Annotated in this window: 16 protein-coding genes and 2 pseudogenes; 7 read left to right on the forward strand and 11 right to left on the reverse strand. The window is 60.8% G+C overall.

What is annotated here, in order from left to right; translation table 11 throughout:
• Window positions 1-135: 135 nt before the first annotated feature.
• From PSV38_RS19885 to PSV38_RS19895, 3 genes are all read right to left on the reverse strand, one after another.
• On the reverse strand, window positions 136-675 hold the full coding sequence (locus PSV38_RS19885; protein WP_300550604.1) for an isochorismatase family cysteine hydrolase: 540 nt from the start codon (window positions 673-675) through the stop codon (window positions 136-138).
• A gap of 66 nt (window positions 676-741) precedes the next feature.
• Window positions 742-912: a hypothetical protein gene (locus PSV38_RS19890; RefSeq protein ID WP_300550606.1), complete on the reverse strand. Its 171-nt coding sequence runs from the start codon at window positions 910-912 to the stop codon at window positions 742-744.
• A 268-nt stretch (window positions 913-1,180) separates the two neighbouring features.
• Window positions 1,181-1,723, reverse strand: a complete 543-nt coding sequence (locus PSV38_RS19895; protein ID WP_300550608.1) for a hypothetical protein — start codon at window positions 1,721-1,723, stop codon at window positions 1,181-1,183.
• A gap of 35 nt (window positions 1,724-1,758) precedes the next feature.
• Between PSV38_RS19895 and PSV38_RS19900 the strand changes: the two genes are divergently transcribed.
• Window positions 1,759-1,935, forward strand: a complete 177-nt coding sequence (locus PSV38_RS19900; RefSeq protein ID WP_300550610.1) for a hypothetical protein — start codon at window positions 1,759-1,761, stop codon at window positions 1,933-1,935.
• Window positions 1,936-1,984: 49 nt separating this feature from the next.
• Here PSV38_RS19900 and PSV38_RS19905 read toward each other — a convergent pair whose 3' ends face one another.
• Window positions 1,985-3,199, reverse strand: a complete 1,215-nt coding sequence (locus PSV38_RS19905) for an MFS transporter (RefSeq protein ID WP_300550612.1) — start codon at window positions 3,197-3,199, stop codon at window positions 1,985-1,987.
• 9 nt (window positions 3,200-3,208) lie between these two features.
• Window positions 3,209-5,167, reverse strand: coding sequence for a TonB-dependent receptor (locus PSV38_RS19910; RefSeq protein ID WP_300550614.1), 1,959 nt, complete (start codon window positions 5,165-5,167; stop codon window positions 3,209-3,211).
• 530 nt (window positions 5,168-5,697) lie between these two features.
• On the opposite strand from PSV38_RS19910, the gene PSV38_RS19915 reads away from it, so the two are divergent.
• The 5 genes from PSV38_RS19915 to PSV38_RS19935 are packed head-to-tail and all read left to right on the forward strand — an operon-like array spanning window position 5,698 to window position 13,953.
• A complete protein-coding gene (locus tag PSV38_RS19915; RefSeq protein ID WP_300550616.1) occupies window positions 5,698-6,576 on the forward strand; it encodes an isochorismate synthase in 879 nt (292 codons plus the stop codon).
• Complete coding sequence (locus PSV38_RS19920; protein ID WP_300550617.1) at window positions 6,573-8,243, forward strand: AMP-binding protein; 1,671 nt, start codon at window positions 6,573-6,575, stop codon at window positions 8,241-8,243. The genes PSV38_RS19915 and PSV38_RS19920 overlap by 4 nt, the downstream gene beginning before the upstream one ends.
• The gene (locus PSV38_RS19925; RefSeq protein WP_300550619.1) at window positions 8,240-9,154 is read left to right on the forward strand and encodes an isochorismatase family protein; all 915 of its coding nucleotides are present in this window, start codon (window positions 8,240-8,242) and stop codon (window positions 9,152-9,154) included. The genes PSV38_RS19920 and PSV38_RS19925 overlap by 4 nt, the downstream gene beginning before the upstream one ends.
• The gene (locus PSV38_RS19930) at window positions 9,144-13,184 is read left to right on the forward strand and encodes an amino acid adenylation domain-containing protein (protein ID WP_300550621.1); all 4,041 of its coding nucleotides are present in this window, start codon (window positions 9,144-9,146) and stop codon (window positions 13,182-13,184) included. The genes PSV38_RS19925 and PSV38_RS19930 overlap by 11 nt, the downstream gene beginning before the upstream one ends.
• Window positions 13,171-13,953: a 2,3-dihydro-2,3-dihydroxybenzoate dehydrogenase gene (locus PSV38_RS19935; protein ID WP_300550622.1), complete on the forward strand. Its 783-nt coding sequence runs from the start codon at window positions 13,171-13,173 to the stop codon at window positions 13,951-13,953. Before PSV38_RS19930 ends, PSV38_RS19935 begins: the two co-directional genes overlap by 14 nt.
• A 6-nt stretch (window positions 13,954-13,959) precedes the next feature.
• On the opposite strand, the gene PSV38_RS19940 is transcribed toward PSV38_RS19935, so the two are convergent.
• The 6 genes and pseudogenes from PSV38_RS19940 to PSV38_RS19960 all read right to left on the reverse strand — a co-directional run.
• On the reverse strand, window positions 13,960-14,271 hold the full coding sequence (locus PSV38_RS19940; RefSeq protein WP_300550623.1) for a DUF2218 domain-containing protein: 312 nt from the start codon (window positions 14,269-14,271) through the stop codon (window positions 13,960-13,962).
• A gap of 100 nt (window positions 14,272-14,371) precedes the next feature.
• Entirely contained in the window at window positions 14,372-15,154 is a 783-nt protein-coding gene (locus tag PSV38_RS19945) for an ATP-binding cassette domain-containing protein (protein WP_300550625.1), read from the reverse strand.
• Window positions 15,155-15,252: 98 nt separating this feature from the next.
• On the reverse strand, window positions 15,253-16,374 hold the full coding sequence (locus PSV38_RS19950; RefSeq protein ID WP_300550626.1) for an iron ABC transporter permease: 1,122 nt from the start codon (window positions 16,372-16,374) through the stop codon (window positions 15,253-15,255).
• Entirely contained in the window at window positions 16,371-17,366 is a 996-nt protein-coding gene (locus tag PSV38_RS19955; RefSeq protein WP_300550628.1) for an ABC transporter substrate-binding protein, read from the reverse strand. The genes PSV38_RS19950 and PSV38_RS19955 overlap by 4 nt, the downstream gene beginning before the upstream one ends.
• Window positions 17,367-17,873: 507 nt before the next feature.
• Window positions 17,874-18,062: pseudogene (locus PSV38_RS20490) on the reverse strand (hypothetical protein); the annotation flags it as partial.
• Between the two features lie 102 nt (window positions 18,063-18,164).
• Window positions 18,165-18,410 (reverse strand): annotated as a pseudogene (locus PSV38_RS19960) (transposase); the annotation flags it as partial.
• 637 nt (window positions 18,411-19,047) lie between these two features.
• Between PSV38_RS19960 and PSV38_RS19965 the strand changes: the two are divergent.
• Window positions 19,048-21,522 carry a GGDEF domain-containing protein gene (locus tag PSV38_RS19965; protein WP_300550630.1) on the forward strand — a complete coding sequence of 825 codons (2,475 nt, stop codon included), beginning with the start codon at window positions 19,048-19,050 and terminating at the stop codon, window positions 21,520-21,522.
• Window positions 21,523-21,774: the final 252 nt, after the last annotated feature.

The following is a 21,774-nucleotide window of genomic DNA, read 5'->3' on the forward strand; positions in this document are numbered from 1 at the left end:
GGTGTTCAATGTCAGACCTGCGGTGAAATATCCAGTCGACGAAGCCTGCAAGCACCCACATCGGCACGAGGAAGTACATGAGTATGAACTGCACTGAATCTGCGGACATGGCTGATGTGGTCGGTCAAACTGCGACTAAACAAGCTCAGGCAAGCGCAAGCTGGGGGAAGGATCGGTGCAGATGCAAAGGGACTCTTGCAGCTGCGTCAGCGTTCGGTCGCGCAGAGCGGGCGTGTGCGACGCCACGCCATCTGCAGGACACCACACCTTGAAGTCGCGCATGCAGGCATCCGTGGCCGTCATGGAAACACAGTGTTCGGTGGACACGCCAGTGAGGATCAATTGTCCGACATGGAGGTGTCGCAGCAACAGCTCCAGAGGCGTGGCGTAAAAACCAGAATGCTTGGGCTTGAGGACGAAGTAATCGCGCTCGCGTGGCGCGAGACTTCGGGCGATGTCGCCACCCGGGCCTTCCTGCGCGCAGGCATCTTGAACCACCTTTCGAAGGTCTGACCGCCAGCGCCCATGGTTGTCATTGACATAGACCACCGGCACCCCCACCGCATCACAACGTGCACGCAGGGCCTCAATGGCCGGGGCGATGCGCGCTGCATGGCGCAACAATGGCTCGCTGCTCGGAAACCGCCATTCGCTCATCATGTCAATGATGAGCAAAGCGCTTCCCCCAGCAGCATGCTCCTCCGCGAGCGGGGCGCGTCTTTCGTCAGTCGGCATGTTCGCTCAATCGCCGTTGACGACGGCGTGGGGCGGCACATTGGTCTGGCGAGCCAACTCCCGGTCGGCTTTGTTCTGGTCGCTGCGGCCATGGACACGCCCCGATTCGCCAGCCTCGTAAAGGGTGCCGTCTCGCGAATGCGGCACTTCAGTGCACTGTTGGCGTCCAATCTGCATCGTCGCCCTCTCGGGCTTGATCATCGGTGTCGGCAACATGGGCACCTGAGTGATGACTTGCTGATCAATCGGTCTGAGTGATGGTCGCTGCATGGTCTTGCTCCTGCCTGGAAAGGGTGCCGTGCTTGTCGTTCAGCAATCGCCGTACCAGGGAGATCTGCTCAGCGAGCAGGACGTCGTGGGGGGGGGAAGATGCAAGTTTTTCGGCAAACGCCTGAACCCATCGAACACATTTGCCGTGTGGACGCTTGGCTTGGCGGCGAACGGGTCAATCGGCTCGGTGCGGGCGTTTTAGACAAAGCACACACAATGCCACCAGTTCCCTTCGGAATGAAGAAAAGGCAGCAGCCAAGCCAGGTATGCAGCCGTTCTGAGAGAGATCGGCATGGGTGGCCTCCAGGAATTCCTCCGGGCTTCGTGGTGAGCGTCCCAGACACGCCGCCATCAAGGCCGGGTCGGCCAACCGGTTCACCAATGCGGCAGGCACGGCCAGAAATCGCGCACAGCCCGCTCCAAGAGACCGTCGCAAAACCGCCAGATAGTCTCGAAAACTCAAGGCTTGCCCACCCGACGCGGCAATGCGACTGCAAGGTGCCAGTTCGGGCTGTTCCACCAGCCGCACCACCAGGCTGGCCAGATCGTCGATGTGCACAGGCTGGATCAGCTGAACCACGCGGCTGCCCCCTTCAATGGCGCAAGCGCGAAAAAGAGCGGCCGGGCCCTGGACGTACAGGGTCAGGATGCCCACCGCGTTGACGACCACGTCTATGCCCCGAATTCGTGAAAGCCACAGGGCGGGTTCGTGGTCCATCGTGAAATCAATCTCTGCGAAGGAGCAGGGCGGCCATGACCGCCGTGGCAGCGTTGGCTGATTTCAAAATGGTGCCTGAACGCCTCACACCCGGATTTGAGCATCACCTCTCCAGAAAAAGCTTGTGGTTGACTTACGGCGTATTCGCGGCGGGGCTGGCGCTGGCGCTGGCAGTCTTGGCCACACGGGATGGCAAGGGGCCGGACAAATGAATCGACGCCGTCGGATGACCGGGCCAAGCGGGCGGTGATGCTCGATTCCTCAGGCCAGAGGATCCAGATCCCGGGCACGCGTGCAGGCCATTGCCCGCCTGCGGCCCTGGACATCAACGATGATCAGCGCCAAAACCGCGATGACCGCCAGGGACATCAAGGACCACATCCCCTCCATAGGGGCTTCGGGCGAAGACTGGGACAGCAACACCAGTGAACCCATCGATCCGACCAGGATGGCCACGTCCTGCATGCTGCCCTGCGCGTTCATGAACACTGCCCTCATGCCGGGCGGCGGCGCGCCTGCCGTGTGCGAAGCCAAGGCCACGTTCTTGGCGGCGTTGGCGGCCATGAACAAGGTGAACACGGTGGCGGCTAGCAAGGGATGGTCTGATGGAACACCCCATGCGAAGAGGAGCATGGCCGCGATCAGTGCAAAACATGCCAGCATGAATGGGGTGCGATACCCCAGTCGGTCAGCGCCCATTCCTGACAAGCGCATGCAAGCAAACGCAGCCAGCCCACCCGACGCATAAACCCATGGGATCAGGCCCGGCGAGACGCGCAAGTTGGTCACGAGGAAGGTGGCCAGCACCGGGATGATCAGAAAAGTGGAGAACTGGCTCAAGCCTTGCAATAAAAAGGCGCGCCTCACCCCGGGCAAGGCCCACAGCTGACGCCACGCGGCGAGACCTGAGGTATCACCAACGGCATGAACGCCCATTTTCATCCGCCAAACCAGGATCAAGAGCGTGCAACTCAAGATGCTCATGAGAACGAACGCCGCCCGCCATCCCGCCAGGTTGGCCACACCCAGCGCCATGGGCACACCCAGGATGACCGCCAGGCTGGCCCCACTCATGGCGGCAGAGATCGCCCGCCCTCTCTGATCCGAGGGGGCTCGGTCAATGACCTCGGCCATCATGGTGGCCACGACAGGTGCCCCGGCGATTGCGGCCAAGGCCCGGCAACACAACAGCCCCATCAAGTCATTGACAAAGGCGGTTGCCATGTTGGCCAGCACGAAGCATGTGAGCCCACCCAGGATGACCCTTTTCTTGCCCAGTCGATCCACGATGAGGCTGGCACCCAACCCTGACAGCAGGGATGCCAGGGTGTAACTCACCGACAACCAAGCCACATTCGGGGCAGCGAACCCAAGTTCGCGGCTCAATGCGGGCCCCAGCGGCAGCGGCATCACAAAGTCCACCATGTAGATGAACTGCCAGAAGGCCGCAAGCCAGATGATGTTTCGGTGAGTCACACCAGCTCCTTAGAAGCGCCAGGCGGCCGACACGCGAATGTCTCGCCCAGGCTCAGGGAAACCTGCAACCGCACCCCAGCGCGGGTGGTAACCAAAGCTGGACTGTTCGTGATAGAACTTGTCAAACAAGTTCTTGACGGTGAACGTCAAGGTGACGTCATCCGTGCCCGTTGGTTGCCATTGCGCATACACGTCGTGAACGGTGTAGCCCGCACGCGGGTCACTGCCCTCAGGCACGTAGCTCAGTTTCTCGACCAGACGACCCGTCCACCCCAGCTTCAGGTGCATTGCAGGCAGTTGATGGTCAAGCTGCGCCACCCAGGTTCTGCCATCCGAGTTACCCAGCAGCAACGAATCGTCTTGCGACAAGGGCACACCATTGACCGATGGCTTGGCTTGAGACACCCCCACGCTGGCTGACCACAAGGGAGCTTTGTAGCCTGCGCTGGCGTTGAAGCCTCGGGTGATCACATCGCCCATGTTCATGCGCACATCGTCATAGCCGATGAAGTTCGAGATGCGCTGACGAAAGACACTGCCAACGAGCTGCCAGCCACCCGACACCCAGGCCGCACTGAGTTCGGAGTTGCGTGCCTTTTCAGGGGATATCTGAGCTGCGTTGTCCTGGTATTGCTTCAGGAAGGGCTCGACAATGCCGACACCCCGCAGTGCACGGGATTGAGTGGCCCGCAGCGTCCACGCATCAGTGGGCTTGAATGCCAGCGACGCGCTGGGTGATGCACCGCTGGATTCATATTGCTGTGACTTGATGTCGGTGTAGGCGTAGTGGTCATAGCGCGTTCCCAGCGTCAACTGCCACATGGTGCTGAGGTCGATCTGATCCTCCACAAAAACGCCTGTCACCCGCGCGGCCTCATCTGGCATCGGGCCAGTATCCACATCGGCATAACCCGTGTCGCTGCGATGATTGAGTCCATAGGTCAGGCGGTGCCTACCGGCCAGCACGGAGGTGTTGCTGATGTTGATGCCATGGCTGCGGGTGCCCAGCTTGTCAGGCTGTGCCGTCTCCAGTCCCACTTGGGCGCGGTTGTCGTTCACGAAGACGGTTGCAGCCAAGTCGATCCATTCATTACCAGGTACGTATTTGTAGTGAAGCGCTGTAGAAGTACGCTTCGTCCGTTCACGCGTGGGTGCATTGAACGCCGCAGGCAGCAAGTTGGTGCGCACGTTCCATAAACCCTCTTCTTCTCGTTGTTCGTGCGAAAGTTCGACTCGCTGGTGCTCACCCGGCCGCCATCCAGCCTTGATGAACACATCCTGGGCATCACTGCCGCTGTTGGGGACCTCGTCGCCTCGCCCATCCTTGTAAGACTGCCCCTGCAACGTGGTACCGCTGAACAAGATGTCGCCTTGCGTGCCAAGTCGAGCAAAGGCTGTGGCCGACAATTTCGTGGCTTGCGCGGCGCTTTGATACCCGGCCTTCAGCAGGCCGCCAGCCTGCTCCCCGGGCTTGAGCAAATCCAGCGCATTTTTGGTGATCAGCCTCAGCGCACCAGCCAGTGCACCAGGCCCCGCCGTGGCCGCCCCCGTTCCCGCCTCAATCTCCACACGCTTGAGCAATTCGGGCTCGATCATCAACTGGCCCATGTGGTGGTAGGCAGACTCGGGTTGCGCCGCGCCGTCGATGGTGACCGTCAGCATGCGTTCACTCAGGCCGCGCACGTACAGCTTCTGCGCCGCGGATTGGCCGCCGCTGACATGCACTTCAGGCGTCTTGCTGAAGACGTCACGAATGCTGCTGGCTTGCTCCACCTCGATTCGCTTGGCCTTGACGACGGTGTTGGTGTCTTGCCCACGGGTCGCAGTCACCACAACGGGATCCAGGGTTTGCGTTTGATTTTCAGCCGTTTGCGCCCAGGCACCAGCGCTGGACATCAAGGCCATCCAGCAAGGGCCGTAAACGCGGGCCTTGCGAAAAGGAATGGATGGTTTGGCAGTCGAAAACATGAGGATCCTCACTTCAGGTCAGGTTGAAACATTTTTGTATTGCGAATCATTCGCGTTCGCATTACTATAGTTTTCTTCTTTTGAAAGCGCAAGCCCGCTGTATAGGCCAAGCCGTCATGTCATGACTTGGCCTGCTTGAAGCTCCTCAGTTCTTCAACCCCTGTTTCAAGGCATGGAGGCCGCTCATGAGTCACGGTCAGACACAAGGCACCTGGTCCATTTCCCCCCCTTCGGCAAGCGCGCTGTTGCGCCTGTATCGAATGGGCGACGGCGTATTCATTTCCCCAAGCTGCAGCCTGCTCACACGCGGGGTCCACCGCCACCTCGACAGCCGCAATCTAGAGGTCCTGCCCTCAGACGCGAAACGACTGCTTCAAACCATCGCCAACGAGGCAGAGGCGGAACCACTGCTGATCGGCGCCATCGGTTTTGACGATCACACCCCGCCCAGGCTGTTCATACCCGACGGCGTGGTGATGGGCGCAGGGGCTGCACCCCCTCACAGGTCTTTCGGTAGCGCAACCACCACCTTGACTCAGTTACCGGACGCAGACTCAGGTCACAGCTTCCCGCCGCAAGCCCGGTACTGTGGCAACGTCGAGAAGGCGCTGCGCCAGATCGAAGCAGGTCACCTCGACAAGGTCGTGCTCTCCCGTTCGCGCAAGCTGTTGGCGCAGGTCGATGTTCCGCGGCTTGTTCAGCGCCTGATGCCCCGCAATCTCATGGGCTACACCTACGCGATCAACCTGGAGGACAGCGACTTGCCAAGTCATGCAAGGACCTTGGTGGGCGCCAGCCCCGAATTGCTGCTTCGCAAGCGTGACAGACATGTCGTCTCGCATCCGTTGGCAGGCTCGATACCGCGCTCGGCCGACGCCCTAGAAGATCAACGCAGAGCCGCCCGCTTGCTGGAATCAGCCAAAGATCTGCGGGAGCACGCCTATGTGGTCGATGCCGTGGCCCACACACTGGCCCCGTACTGCAGAACGCTGATCGTCCCGCCCGCCCCGACCCTGGTGTCCACGCCCACCATGTGGCATTTGGGCACACGCATCGTGGGCGAACTGAAGGATGAAGATGCCTCGGCGCTCGAACTGGCGCTGGCCTTGCATCCCACACCCGCGGTGTGTGGCCATCCCAATGCGGCCGCCAAGAACTTCATCCGTCAGCACGAAGGGTTTGACCGTGCTTACTTTGCCGGGCTCGTCGGGTGGACCGATCTGCGCGGCGATGGCGAGTGGGCTGTCACGATACGCTGTGCCGAGGTGACCCCGCAGCACGCCACCTTGTATGCGGGTGCAGGTGTGGTCAGTGGTTCCGATCCGCAACGGGAGTGGGCCGAGACCGAGGCCAAGATGGCGACCATGTGGGGTGCCATGGCGTCCACGCTGGTCAAGGAGGCCGCATGAGCCTTTTGACATCCACGCCTCAGCAGGCCGACTGGACACCCTGGCCTGCGGACATGGCCGCCCATTACAAAGCGCTGGGCTACTGGCGCGGAGAACCACTTTGGCGACTGCTGGCAGACAGCGCTCTCAGGCATCCTGGCCAAACCGCGCTGGTGTGTGGTGCGCGCCGGTGGTCTTACCTGCGCCTTGATGAATGGGCTCGGCAGCTTGCTGGCGGCTTGTGGCAGCTCGGCATCCAGCCAGGTGACCATGTGGTGTTGCAACTTCCGAACGTCGCTGAATTTCTCGCCGCCTGCTTCGCCTTGTGGCGCGTGGGCGCCAGACCGGTCATGGCGCTGCCAGGGCATCGGCACGCCGAGATGGCTTACTTCTGCGCGCACACGGGCGCCACAGCGGCCATCGTGGCAGACACCGGCCCACACGGGTTCGACCATGTGGCCATGCTCGGTCGGATCAAGGCCCAAACACCGTCGCTCAAGCATGTCATCGTGGTGCAAACGCATGGGGGCAACAGGTCGGAGCGAGATGACGCGATCTCTTTTGCGTCGTTGGCCGAGCACCCACCCGTGCCAGCCAGTCACGACCACGTCGATGCATCCACCCTGGCGCTCTTGCAGCTGTCCGGCGGCACCACGGGCCTGCCCAAGCTGATCCCACGAACACATGACGACTACGCCTACAGCGTGCGGGCCAGCGCCGACATCTGCCAGTTCTCTACTGACACGGTCTATCTGGCCGTGTTGCCGCTGGCGCACAACTTTCCGCTGAGTTCACCTGGCACGCTGGGCGTGCTGTACGCGGGCGGCACCGTGGTGCTGTGTCAGCACGGCGACCCAGGCACCGTTTTCCCGCTGATCGCCAAAGAGGGCGTGACCCACACGGCCGTGGTCCCGCCACTGGCCCAGGCGTGGTTGAACGCACCGGAGTCAGTCCGCGCACAAGGCCGAGGCTTGCAATGGATGCAAGTGGGTGGCGCGCGGCTGTCGCCAGACGTCGCACAACGCATCGTCACAGAAATGGGTTGCCGCCTGCAGCAAGTCTTTGGCATGGCAGAAGGCCTGGTCAACTACACCCGGCAAGATGACGCGCCGGAGACGATCATCTCGACACAGGGACGCCCTATTTCGCCCGACGACGAGTTGCTGGTGGTGGATGACCACGATGTGCCCGTCCCCAATGGTGTCCCTGGCCACCTGCTCGCCCGGGGGCCCTACACGATCCGAGGCTACTTCCGCGCCGACGAGCACAACGCACGGGCGTTCTCGACCGACGGCTTCTACCGCACGGGGGATGTGGTGCGTGTGCTTGAAAGCGGGCACATCGTGGTCGAAGGCAGGGCCAAGGATCAGATCAACCGGGGAGGAGAAAAGATCCCGGCGCAAGAGGTCGAAACCCACCTGCTGGCCCACCCATTCGTCCTCGATGCAGCGCTTGTCGCGGTGCCTGATCAACACCTTGGCGAGCGCAGTTGTGCCGTGCTGGTGTGCCCCTCCGACAGGCCCTCCCGGCGCGCACTGGTCAGCTTTCTGAAAGACAGAGGCCTGTCCATCTACAAATACCCCGACCGCTACGAGTTCGTGGATCAACTGCCCAAAACCAATGTGGGCAAGATCGACAAGCGCGCCCTCCGTCAATGGCTGGACAACACCCCACCAACCGCACCATGAGCATCCCAAAAATAGCCACCTACTGCATGCCTGAGCCTGCCACATGGCCGACCAACCGGGTGAACTGGCACGCTGACCCCCAACGTGCCGCGCTGTTGATCCATGACATGCAAGCCTACTTTCTGGGCTTCTACGACCAGACCCAGGCGCCAGTGCCAGACCTCGTGATGCGCATTCAACGCCTCCGTCAGGCTTGCCATGCTGCAGGCATACCCGTGTTCTACACCGCGCAACCCGGTGAGCAGCCGCTGACTGAACGTGCGCTGCTGCAGGATTGGTGGGGCCCGGGCATCACGGCCGACCCTGAACAGTCTGGCATCGTGCATGAGTTGACGCCTTCGGATAACGACACGGTGCTGACCAAGTGGCGCTACAGCGCCTTTGCCAAAAGCGATTTCCAGCAACAACTCCAGCAGCTCGGCCGTGATCAATTGATCGTCTGCGGCATCTACGCGCACATCGGCGTGATGACCACTTGTGTGGATGCCTTCATGCGCGACATCCAGCCCTTCTTGATCGCCGATGCCGTGGCCGACTTTTCGCTAGCAGAACATGAGATGGCGCTGAAGTGGGTCGCGGGCCGCTGTGGTGTGGTAACGGGAACAGACGCCCTGATCCAAGGCCTTGCACCCACAGCAGAAGTGCACCTGTACCCCAGCGAGCAGGCGTTGCTGCTCGATGTCGCCAAGGTCATGGAAATGCCCGCCTCAGATCTGCAGGCTGATGACAACCTGGTGGACATGGGGCTCGACTCGATCCGCCTGATGGCGATGATCGGTCACTGGAAAAAAGCCGGTAGCCAGGTCGATTTTTCCGCGCTGGCCAAGGTGCCGACCATTCAGGCGTGGTGGCCCTTGCTGACCACTGCACCCTCCCACCTCTCGCCGGAGGAGAACCACCTTGGCACCTGAGCAAACCAAGCCTCTGACGCAAGCGCAACGAGGCATCTGGATGGGCCAGCAGATGAGCCCGGACACCCCCAGCTACTGGACCGCCGAGACACTCCTCCTCAAGGGCGATTTGCGGCTTGAGTTTTTTCAAAGAGCCGTGGACCATGTTTTGCGGCATGCACAAACACTGCACATGGTTGGCGTGGATGCCGCGAGTGCCGCATACCCTGCCATGCCACTGGCGGAAGGTTCCTGCCGCCCTCGCCTTCAAACGCTTGAGCAAGGGCCAGGTCAGAACCCGACATGGCCCGATGTCAGCGCACAGCTCTGTGCCAGGGGCCCGACAGCCGCACCAACGGTCGGCGAATCTCTCTGGCGGCAAGTCTTTGTGCCAGTGGCAGAGGATCAGTACGCATGGTGCTTCTGGGCACACCATCTGGTGCTGGACGGCTATGGGTACGCGCTGCTACAGGCCGCTGTGGCGCAGAGCTATGTCTCGCTGCACAGGGGGCAAGCTTTGCCCGACTTGTCGCACTGGACACTTGACGAGGTGATCGCAGAAGACACCGCTTACCAAGCCTCGCCAAGACGTCAACAATCCGCAGGTTTCTGGGCGCATCGGCTCAGCGGGGTTGCTGCGAACACGCTGGCCCAGTGGCCGAGCTCGCAGCCTCTGCCAACGGCACATTCGGTGCGCCGAGCCCAGCACAAGGTTGCGGCTGATGATGTCAAGGCTTGGCGACAAGCCGCCCTGCATCAAAATCAGGACTGGATCACCTGGCTGGCTGCCGGGGCCGCCAAGGCTCTGACCAACTTGATGGGCACGCAGCAAGTCACCTTGGGGTGGCCCGTGATGAACCGGCTGGGCTCCTGCGCCTTGTCGGTTCCCTGCATGCACATGAACATCGTGCCGCTTGCGCTGCAATGCACGGCACACGACCAGGTGGCGCAGCTGGCCACGCAATTGGCCAAGCACTTGCGCGACATCCGGCCGCACCAGCGCTACCGCTATGAACACATGCGGCAAGAGCAGCGTCGGCTGGGTGAGCGTGGCCGGATCTTTGGGCCGGTTCTCAACCTCATGCCCTTCGAGCGAGTACCTGACATGCCTGCACTTGCAGTATCGACACACACGCTCGCTGCGGGGCCTGTGGAGGATCTCGTCATCAACTTGTCTTGGCACGACCCCGAGATGGCGCTGCACATCAGCGTCGAAGGCAACCCCTTCCTTTATGAACAGGCCAAGCTCGCCGAACTGGTGTGCGAACTGCAAGCCGTCTGGCGCGCTGGCGCACTGGAGCGCGCCGACGATACCGTGCCTCAACACGTTTTGACCGGGCCAGCGCTCACCTGCCCCATGCCCCCACCGCTTGCAGGAAGTGCGGTGCTCGCTCAGCTGGCTGCCCACGCGCAAGGCCGAGGTGATCATGTGGCCGTGCAGTGCCCTCGTCAGCAACTGAGCTACGCGAGCCTCTGGCACCAGGCCGCCGCGCACGCCAACGCCTTGTCCGCCAAACTACCGGAGCGAGACGCCCGGGTGTTGATCGTGCTGCCCCGCCACACCCAGACCTTGGCCCTGATCCTTGGGGCGTGGATGGCGGGGGCATGCTACATCCCGCTGGACCCTGCCACACCTCCAGCTCGGCGACAACTGATCGTGGACGATGCCCGACCACACCTCATCGTCACCCATGCGGACCTGGCACCTCAGTTCTCGGGTGACTGGCCTGTCTGGACACCAGATCTGGAGACGCCCTTGACTGCCCCAGGGACAGCACTCCCATCGCTGGACCAACTGCACGGCAAACTGCACGGCATGGCGCGCGCGCCGTCGGACACCGCTTATGTGATCTACACCTCAGGCTCGACGGGTCGGCCCAATGGGGTGATGATCAGCCACGCTGCGCTGGCCCATTTCCTGGCGGCGGCGACGCAAACTTACGGCATGCAGCCAAACGACCGGATGCTGCAGTTTGCCCCCCTGCATTTCGATGCCAGCGTGGAGGAGCTGTTTCTACCCTTGATGAGCGGGGCCACGGTCGTGATGCGGGATGACGCGGTGCTGGAGTCTCCGGCTCACTTGCTGCGCCACGCCGGCCTGAATGGACTGACCGTGCTCGATCTGCCAACAGCCTATTGGCATGAATTGGCCCGCGCGCTGGCCGACGATCAAGTGCTGCGGTCGATGTGGCCAGCCTGCATCCGGCTGGTGATCATTGGCGGCGAAGCGGCGCAACTCCCCCATGTGCTCAGTTGGCGCGAGCACATGCCCAAAGACGTCGTCCTGCTCAACACCTATGGGCCAACCGAGACCACCGTGATCTGCAGCACCGCCGTTCTGTCTGGCCCTCAAGCCGTCGACATCAGCGAGGGCATCCCGATCGGGGGCGCCTTGCCGGGGCTGCGGTTTCTGCTCTCTGAGCCACGCCCCTTGAACACGGCAAACTCGGCAGGCCTTGGGGCGCAGTGCTGGCACCTGTCGGTCGAAGGCCCCACCCTTGCAAACGGCTACCTGGGCAATCCGGCACTCAGTGCGGATAAATTTCGGGAACACCAATACCGCACAGGCGACTTGGTCAGCATTGACGCATCTGGGCAGCTGATCTATCAGGGGCGAATCGACGATGAACTCAAGATCAGCGGTTACCGGATTGATCCATGCGAGATCGAGTCAGCCTTGCTGAGCCATGATGACATTCAAGCCGCGTCGGTGCAGGCCCATGCCTTGGATGGCGGTCAAAAGCAGTTGCTTGCGTTTTATGTGCTGCGAAGCGCCAACAGCCCAGCCTTGAACCAAGCTCAGCTGAGAGAGCACCTTGGCAAGCGCTTGCCTGCGCCAGCCATACCGACACATTTTCTAGCGTTGTCCCGACTGCCCTTCAACCACAACAACAAGGTAGACCGCCACGCGCTCAAGGCGCAGATGGCCGAGCACCTTGCCCGTGCGCAACAGGCGCCAGCTCAGCGGGCATGCACCGAACTGGAGGCGATGATCGCAGCCACTTGGACGCCTTTGCTGGGCGGCGTCCCTCTGCAGCCCGACAGCGATTTCTTCGCACTGGGTGGGGCCTCACTGCAGGCGATTCAAGCCTGCAGCCGCCTGGCCACCCATCTGGGCCGAGAAGTCCCGGTGTCGATGCTGTTCGCACACCCCACCGTCGCGGCGTTCGCGCAGGCACTGAGTCAGCCAGTGGCCCACCACCCGCCCAATCTCGGCTCAGGGCAAGAGCTTCAGCCTTTGTTGTGCATACAACGCGCAGCCTCGCACACAGCCCCATTGCTGCTGTGTGTCCATCCGGCAGAGGGACTCTCATGGTGCTACTTTGGCCTGTGCAGGCATCTGCTTGGCATTGAAATTTGGGGCATTCAATCTCCCGGCATCACCGGCCATCGGCCTGAAACCTTTCATGATCTGATCCAGCACTATGTTGCACTGGTGCGGCAGATTCGGCCTCACGGTCCCTATGCCCTGCTGGGCTGGTCGTCGGGTGGGGGCATTGCCCATGCCATGGCCTCTATGTTGCAAAGTGAAGGTGAATCGGTCTCACTGCTGGCCATGATGGATTCCTACCCGGCAAGCATCTGGCATGACAAGCCTGAAGCAGGTGAAAAAGATGCCCTGGAGGCGCTCCTGGACGTGATCGGTGCTTCTGCCCAAACCCAAGACGGCAAAGCCCTGAGCGCCGATGAAATGCGTCAGCTCCTGCGCCGCCCCGGCAGCCCACTGGCCTTGATGGACCAGCGCACTCACCAGCGCCTGATCGACAACGCCCTGCATGGAATGGGCTTGTATCGAACCGCCGATCACGCGCCAGTGTCAGGGCCTTTGCTGTACTTCCGGGCGTCCATCCGTGGACCTCGCGCACCGCTGGAGCACGGATGGCGCGATCTTGTGAAAGGCCGCATCGACATCGTCAACATCGACAGCGACCACAACGGCATGAGCCAACCCAAGCCCCTGTCACAAATCGGCACGGCTCTGGCTAAACGATTGAGCGCAGCCAATTCTCTGGGCAACGATAAGAAAGACTTGATGCATGCAGCGCTTTGAATCGAAAATCGCGCTGGTGACCGGCGCCGCGCAAGGCATCGGCTTGGCGATTGCAAGGCAACTGGCGCACGAAGGCGCCACATTGGTCCTGTGGGACATCCATGCTCCGGGGCTCAGTCAGCAAGCCATGAGGCTGGCCGAGGCGGGACATGTCGTTCATCCAACCGTGGTGGATGTTGGAAGCCAGGCGTCCGTCCACCAGGCGCTGGATGAGGCCCTGACTCACTTTTCTCGCATCGACATCCTGGTCAACGCGGCTGGCATTCTTCACACCGGATCGCTGCTCGACATGTCACCACAAGCATGGGAGGACACATTCAAGGTCAACACCTTGGGCGTGTTTCAGGTGTCCACCGCCGTGGCCAAGCAGATGCGTTCACAACAGAGCGGCTGCATTGTGACCGTGGGGTCCAATGCGGCAGCAACCCCGCGCCTGCAGATGGGCGCCTACGCGGCGTCCAAGGCGGCCAGCGCTCAATTCACAAAATGCCTGGGGCTGGAGTTGGCGCCTCATGGGGTCCGCTGCAACGTGGTGTCCCCCGGGTCCACCGACACCCCCATGCAACGCGCCCTGTGGGACTCGGCAGACAGTGCCGACCGGGTGATCGCGGGTGATCTCTCCCAGCACCGGCTCGGGATTCCCTTGCAACGCATCGCCGATGCGGACGACATTGCACAAGCGGTCTGCTTCCTGGCCTCTGACTCGGCGCGTCACATCACCATGCATGACTTGCGGGTAGACGGTGGCGCGACCTTGGATGCACGATGACATCGCTCAGGCAGCACCGTGGCTTGGCTCCGCGCCCGACCACACAATCGGCGCGGGGTTCTTGCGCGTCAGCAGTTCAACGTGCTGCCCGACCACATTGGACAGACGTTCGAGCGAGGCATGGTCTGGCGAGATGCATTCGATGTGCAGCCCTTCGACAGCCGCGCGAAAAATCGTGGTGCCCCATTCAAAGCTGGCCATTCCGGAGAGGTGGTCATCAGCCCACGTTGCCGGGATTTTTTTGGCGAAATGCTTGCATAACTTGTAGAGATAGCTCGGCGCGACATCGGTCGCGATCTGTGTGGTGATCTTGAACATAGGTGCATCCTCAGTGAAGTTCATGAACTGGACCGCGCCACGGGCTGTGGGGCAAGGCGCATGGTCACGGCGGTGCCGTGTGGTTCCAAGTGCTGGGCGCTCATGCTGCCCTCACGCCCTTTTGCTCAACCCAGCCGTGTCGGCGATTGGCGACCACGGCGAGCCCTCCCAATCCATCGTTCACCACTTGAAGGCCGATGCCATACAAATCGCCCAGCGGCCCAATGGCATCCGGGCCGACCGGGGTGTCAGCAAACAACTTGCCATCCCGCACCAGCCACAGGCGATCAAAGCTGCCAAAAGCCTGGTTGATGTCATGAACCACGGCGATCACGGCATGCTGCCGCTCTGTTGCAAACGCATGAATGGCATCCATCAGGTCAAACTGCAGGCCCGGGTCGAGGGCAGCCAAGGGCTCATCCAGCAGCACCAGACCACCCTCCCGATCCCACAATTGCGCGAACACCCGCGCCAGTTGTACGCGGGCCTGCTCGCCACCAGAAAGCGTGTCGAATCGCCTGCTTCGCAGATGCGATGCCCGTGCCAGAGCCAATGATTGCCACACGATGGCATGCAGGTTTGGATCCTGAAGCCTTGCGGAGCGGCCCAAGGCCACCACCAGCGCCACGTCCAAACCGAAGGCCACCGCATGGCCTTGAGGCAAGACCGCGCGCGTGGTCGACAGGGTCTGCCGATCCAGCTCATGCAGCCGATCGCCACCCAGCCAGACATGCCCTGAGCTGGGGGCAAGGTCGCCAGCAATCAGTTTGAGCAAGGTGCTTTTGCCCGCCCCGCTGGGGCCCAGGATGGCCACGCGCTCTCCCTGGTCGAGCGAGAGATCGTAGGGCCCGTGATGCAACCTGGAGCCAGAGGGCCTGATCATTGCAGACTGCACGCACAGCCATGGGGTTTGCGGCGCCACCTGAATTGCCGGGTCATCGCGGCGAAAGCTTTGAAACAGCTGAGAGACAAATGTTCGCTTCATACGGCATGCCCCTGACGCTTGGACATGCTGTGCAGCATGACGATCAGCAGAGGCCCACCCAACAGCGCGGTGAAAATCCCCACCGGAATTTCGGCCGGTATGGCGAGCGTGCGTGCAAGGGTGTCGGCCATCAGCAGCAGCCACGCCCCGATCCCCATGGCCAGGGGCAGCATCGTCCGGTGATCGGGCCCCGTCCAGGTTCTGGCCAGGTGAGGCGCGAGCAGGCCGATGAATCCGATCATGCCGCACCAGGCCACTGCTGCGCCACAAGACAATGCCACCAGCACCACGGTCTTGAGCCTCAGCGCATGCAGGTCAATGCCCACATGATTGGCCGCGGCCTCTCCGAGTGCCAAGGCGTTGAGCGGCCGAGCCAAATGCCGCGCCAATCCAATGACGGGCAACAAAATCGCCGCCAGCAGGCCCACAGCAGTCCAACTCGCTCCGGCCACGGAACCCAGTGTCCAGAACGACAGGCTTCGCAGTTGCTCGTCATTGGCCATGTAGGTTGCCAGGCCGATGACGGCACCAGCCACGGCATTGATGGCCAGCCCCGTCAACAGCAAACCGGCGATGGATCCCGGCGTCAACCAACGAGCCAGACTGTCCAGCACCAGGCACACCGTCAAAGCGCCGACAAACGCGGCCAAAGGCGTCAGATAGGGTCGCCATTCAACGGGCATTGGCACCGATGCCATGCTGCTGAAAAACACCAATGACAAAGCGGTGGCGCAGGCCGCCCCGCTGCTGACACCCAACAACCCAGGGTCCGCCAAGGGATTGCGAAACAAGCCCTGCGCCAGCCCCCCGGCCAAGGCCAGGGAAGCACCGATCAGCATGGCCAGCAAGATGCGGGGCATGCGAATCTGCCAGAGCACATGGCCAGCCCCCGACAATGGTTCGGCGCCCAAGGCCCCCAGCCAATTCAATCCAGCTTGCCAGTCATCCAGGCTCGCCTGAACCGCACCTTTGGTGCTCGCCACGATGGCGGTGCACAGCAGCCCCACCATCACGATCGCCATGGCCATGCGAGGCGTGCGTGACCAGACGCTGCTCGCCTCCTCAACCGAAGGCCCCGTCAAGGAGGCCTGCTTGGACATCACAGCGGTGGCGCTCACGTCGCGCCAACCTTGCCCGCCATGGTGCCCAGGACGGGGTGGGCCAGGGCGTTTGCGCACTGCTCGGCCAGTTGCCGCACGGCCAAGGGCAGGCGGGGACCGAAGCCCAGCAACAAAGGTGCGTCCATCGCCACCACTCGGCGGGCGCGTCCTGCTGGTGTATCGGCCAACCCAGGCAGTCGCAGCACCCCGGCGACGCCGCCCGCCGCCTGCAAGCCTTGCTGCGTCACCAAAATCACATCGGGGGCCGCCACCATGGCCGACTCGCTGCTCAAGGCCTTGAGCCCTTTGAATTGGCGCTTCAATGGGTTGACCGCGCCGATGTAGCTCAACATGCTGTCGGCAGCGGTGTCGTCCCCCGCCACCAGCACCTGGCTGAGCGAGTGAGACATGACGAACATCACGCTCAAAGTGCGCCCTCCCAGGCGACGCTCGTTCATCGCGCGAAGCGCCTTTACCTGTTCAGTCGATGCAAGCCAATCACGCTTGAGGCCTGCCAGCAAGGCTTGCGCTCTTGCCTGATGGCCAATGAGACCAGCGATGCTGGCCGTGCGTTCCAGAACGCCTTCGTACCTGTTTCCCGCGCTCAACGTGTGGATCTTCACGCCCGCATCGATCAATTGGCGCAACACGGCAGGAGGACCGGCATCCTCCGTGACGATCAGGTGTGTTGGCGACAAGGCAAACACCCCTTCCGCAGACAAGGTCCGCATGTAGCCCACATTGGGCAACTTTCTCACCTCTGCGGGATAGCTGGATGTGGTGTCCACCCCCACCACATCCGCTGTGGCACCCAGGGCGAACAGCGTCTCTGTGATCGCACCGCCCACGGCCACAATCCTCATTCCGGGCGTGGCCTTCACGCGCAAGGCTGGCAAGGTCAAGGCGCATGCGGCGGCGATGATGCGCCCGGTTGCATGGCGGCGCCGCACGCTTGTGGCGCCGCCCGATGGCGCACAAAGATTCTCTGCACGCAGGACATCCTGAAGCATCTTTTCTCCTTTGATAGAGCACTGGTCTTCGCTTGCATATTAATGCGAATAGTTCGCATTTGCAATAAAAGCATGACTCAAACAAAAGAAAATTCGGTGAACAGGGAGGCAATATGAGCACATGCCAGTCAAAACAAAAGCCCTTGAATTCACGAGGAAAATCAAGGGCTTCATGTCAACTCAAACGCGTCATGAGACGCGGTAAAGCCAGGTCACATGTGGTCGATCATCACATGTAAATCTGGCTACAGCCCGCGCCACACAACGCCCCTGCCCTTTGCTTGATGGCCACATCCTCCAATTTCCACCTACTACATGTGGGATGTAATGGGACGAATTGCGCTTGCTCGTGGTTCGGCTGTCACCACTTCGTCAGGTCCGATACAACTCTATCACCCGATCGGCTGTGTCAAGACCAGCGGCCGAACACGGTGGCGGGTAGATGTAGCTGAACGCCAAATTGAACTCGCGGGGACGCACATCTGATGTCAACCCGCCGTTGCGTCTTCAGCCCCGTACGGGGATCGACCGATCCATGCATGCGGGCCTGGGTAGAACGATGGCGTCGGCCACGCCACGGATGCGCAGCAGGCCTTGGCGCAACTCGGAGTGCTCTTCGGTGCGAGCCGCATCGTCCCAGACGAACGCGATCGGGGTGTTATAGCCGCTGCCCTCCGCCAAGTATGTGCTCGCATCAGCGGTGACCTCCTAGATGAGCTCGCTGATGGAGATTGTGAACACTTCAATGAAGCCCTGATGCAGCTTGGCTTTTCAAAGTCAAGATACCGCTGCTCTCGTCACCCGAGCCAGCTCGGCACGCAGGCGGCTGATCTCCATCTGCTCGGCGCTCACAGGCTTGCTGTCAGCGCCAGTGAGCTTGCCTTGGCGCTGCGCCTTGACCCAGTTGAACTGGGTCTGTGACACCACCCCAGGGCTCTGCGCTACCGCCGCAATGCTCTGGCCGCCCTCGACTAGCCGAACGGCCTCTCGCTTGAATTCCAGCGTGTACCGCGCCCTCGTCGATGTTGCCTTTGCTTTCGTCATTTCCGTTCTCCTTGCTTCGATTGAACCACTCAGCAAGGGATACGTTTTTCGGGGGCAAGGTCACATGACCAAATGACGTATCGTTTGGCTGAGGCAGATCCAGCTCACCAGTGGGATGGATGGCGCGCAAAAGCAGAGCGTCCAAGCAAGCGTGCATTCCGCGCCGGGATGAGAGCAGCAGACCTGGCGGCGCCTGGCGGCCATCCTGTTGTAGGGCACTTTGGGTGGCCACCAGGGTGCACGCTGCAAAATTCGCAACCTTGAGCACTGCCGCCCCCTGCTACATCACCTAAAAAACTACGGCATGTTCGAGTGCTTCAATGTCAGAATCAGCAAGTGTCTGAACTAGGCGAGATAAGCTTCAGCAGCAGTTTCGTAGGCGATGCTGGGAAAACTAAGGTCCACTGGATCCCAACGTTGGTCCGCAGTTCACCTCAATCCTGTATTTTTAGGCCGACCGAAAAATGACGAATTTATCTACTCGATAAGGATTGTTGCATGAGATAGCCAAACGTACGGGCCGGCTTACAGTCGGACACCGAGGTTTAGCAAGCGCATCGGGTATTTGGTCAATGCCGGAGCGGTAGCTCGAGCTCGATGCGCTGCGGCTCAAGCAGAACCTGTTTTATTCCCGCATTTGCCCACGCTGACAGGGTCAAGATTTCGGCAATCTGGTCGAAATGATGATGAACTGCATATTGGTTCGTGTCTCTTTTCACACATGCCTTTATACCAATCTTCAACTGCCGAGCCTGCGGAGGCTAAACGCCGCGTAGCTGCTGCGGCCGCAGAAGCCCACGGGCGGGACCGTGTCCAAACTGAAGGCGTAGCCAATCACCTTTTGGCGAGTTTGTCAGGCTACGGTTTCGCAACGCTCTTTTTTTGTGTAGCGGTTCCATTGGGGCTTGCGGAGTGGCAGCAGGTTCTCGGGTGGACCGCATACAACGTCGCCGGTTTGGTCGGCCTTTATCTAGTATTAAAGGCACATGGTTCTGATCCTGTCCTGCCGCAGGTACTGCTCAAGATAAGTTCGGTTGCGGTAGCCTATATCCTGCTTGATGTGGCACGGTCTGTTGCGTTGCAGTGGCTGTGTTTGATCATCGTATTGGACATACGCCGTCTTCGTTCTGGGCAACTGATGCTCGCCGCAGCTCTGGCCGTGCTGCTACCGGTTGCTGGGCTGGTATTTCGGTGGTGCTTAGATGCCAAATCAGTCAAGCTAGCAGACGAGTTGGTCTATGTGCTTCTGTCTGCGATGACTGTGCCAATCCTGATCGCTATCTTCAAGGCTGACCGTGCCCTGAGTTGGCGCCAGCGGAAACAAAGCACCAGAATGGCCCAGACGCTGGAGCAACTCAGCGAGTTGTCTATTCGAGACGGGTTGACAGGTCTTTATAACCGCAGGCACATGCAACAGTTGCTGGACCAAGAGCAACTCCGGTGTGCCAGGTCCGGCCTTGGCTTCTCCGTGGGTATGCTGGACATCGATCTCTTCAAACGCGTCAACGACAGCTTTGGGCATGGCGTGGGCGATCTGGTACTCCGGAAGTTTGCCTATATAGCTCAGGACTTCTTCAAAGAATCACCCCACAGTGTGGGGCGATGGGGTGGGGAAGAATTTTTGTTCATCATGCCTGAAACCTCGGAGCCTGAAGCCTGCATGTTGCTGGACTCGCTGCGCGTGAGCGTGGCGGAATTTGCATGGGAACAATATCGGCCGGGCTTGAAAGTAACTTGCTCAGGTGGCGTCTCCCGACATGCGCCGACCGCTGCTATACAAAGTACCCTGTTTGCAGCCGACGCTGCACTCTATCGAGCTAAGGTAGGGGGCCGTGATCGAATAGAGCCGGGTACCACCCTGCAGCCAAGGCCATTTGAGTTGCATGGCGCCAAATCAACTGCGACCCAAGGTGTTGAGGTTGACCCATCGATGGCTACGGCAATAAGAACATTGCCGCACTACGGGCCAAATGCCCAGCCAACAGAAGTTGAATCGCAGAGATTTAGTGCCTGGCTGTCTCGCCTCATTAAGGGGCGAACGGAGCGCATGCGCAATCGGGTGTCAATGTGTCTGGTGGCCGTGCCGGCGTATGTGGCGTGGCTTGCCATGGACCTGCTGTATGCGATTCCAAATGGCGTGCTAACGCCAGCAGCGGGGTGGGCATTCGCTGGCGCCATCGTAGTCCAAGCCGTCTTGCCCTATACCTTGATCCGCAGTGGCGTAAGTGCAAAGTTTCCAAGACCTGCGCTCGTGTTGCCTCAGATCCTGGGCGCCAATTGCATGGCCCTGGTAGCGTATGTGTTGATCCCTGATATTCGGTCACCCGCATTGCAAGTGCTGTGTCTGTCGCTCATGTTTGGCTTTGTGGGTCTGCGTCCGAGCGAGGCGCGGATTGCGGGTCGGGTTGCCATTGGAATACTCGCCACTGCATTGATACTGATGGGGGTCTTTGGCGCTCCGGCCTTTGAATTTAGAAAGCAGTTTTTGCAAGTGTCAATGACCATTTTCATTCTCTGGCTCATCACGGATAAGTCACTTGGTTTTGGTGTGATCCGAGAACAGCTTCGTTCTGAGCGCGTGCAACTGGCTCGGGCAACTGATGAAGTTCGCTACCGCATGTCCCGCGATGTATTGACGGGACTCTTCAACCGGCAACACATGCAGCAAGTCCTTCAGGCCGAGTGTCTGCGCCATGACCAATCTGGCAGGGGCTTCAGCGTGGCCTTGATCGACCTAGACCATTTCAAGCGGATCAACGATAGCCACGGACATGAGGTCGGCGATGAGGCGCTGATTGGCTTTGCTCAGGCCGCCCAGCGTGTGCTTCGGGAAACAGACGTGATCTGTAGGTGGGGTGGAGAGGAATTTTTGGTTCTGCTTCCAGAGTCGGATCAGGACTCCGGCGGGTTTGCCGCGATTGAGCGTTTGCGTGAGCATGTTCTCTCACAATGCTACTCAAAGCGGGTCGAGGTCTTGCGCTTGAGCTTTTCTGCCGGCCTTGCCAGTCGGCTATCCGGAGAGTCACTGACTGATTTTTTGGAGCGAGCAGATCAGAATCTGTACTTGGCAAAGGCACAGGGCAGAAACCGCTGTGTTGGCTTGGCCCAATAGCCCCAAGCGTGTTGGCGCCGACCGAAAACGCGGTGCCGAGGTGGCTGCCAAACGCTCCGCACTGGTGGAAGCTGCCGATGCAGGACGCCAGTTGGAGGCGCCTTCCGAGATTGCTCGGCATTCAATTCCTGGGCGTTCGCCTAAGCGCTGATGATGTGGCGCGCTGTATCTGCTACGTGGCCCAGCGGCCGAATCTCCGTAAGCGTCCAGCAAACACATGTTGACATCCCGTCAACAGCCTGGAATCAGGCG

The sequence above is a fragment of the Aquabacterium sp. genome, from assembly GCF_029946005.1.
In the GTDB taxonomy this organism is placed as follows: Bacteria; Pseudomonadota; Gammaproteobacteria; order Burkholderiales; family Burkholderiaceae_C; genus Aquabacterium.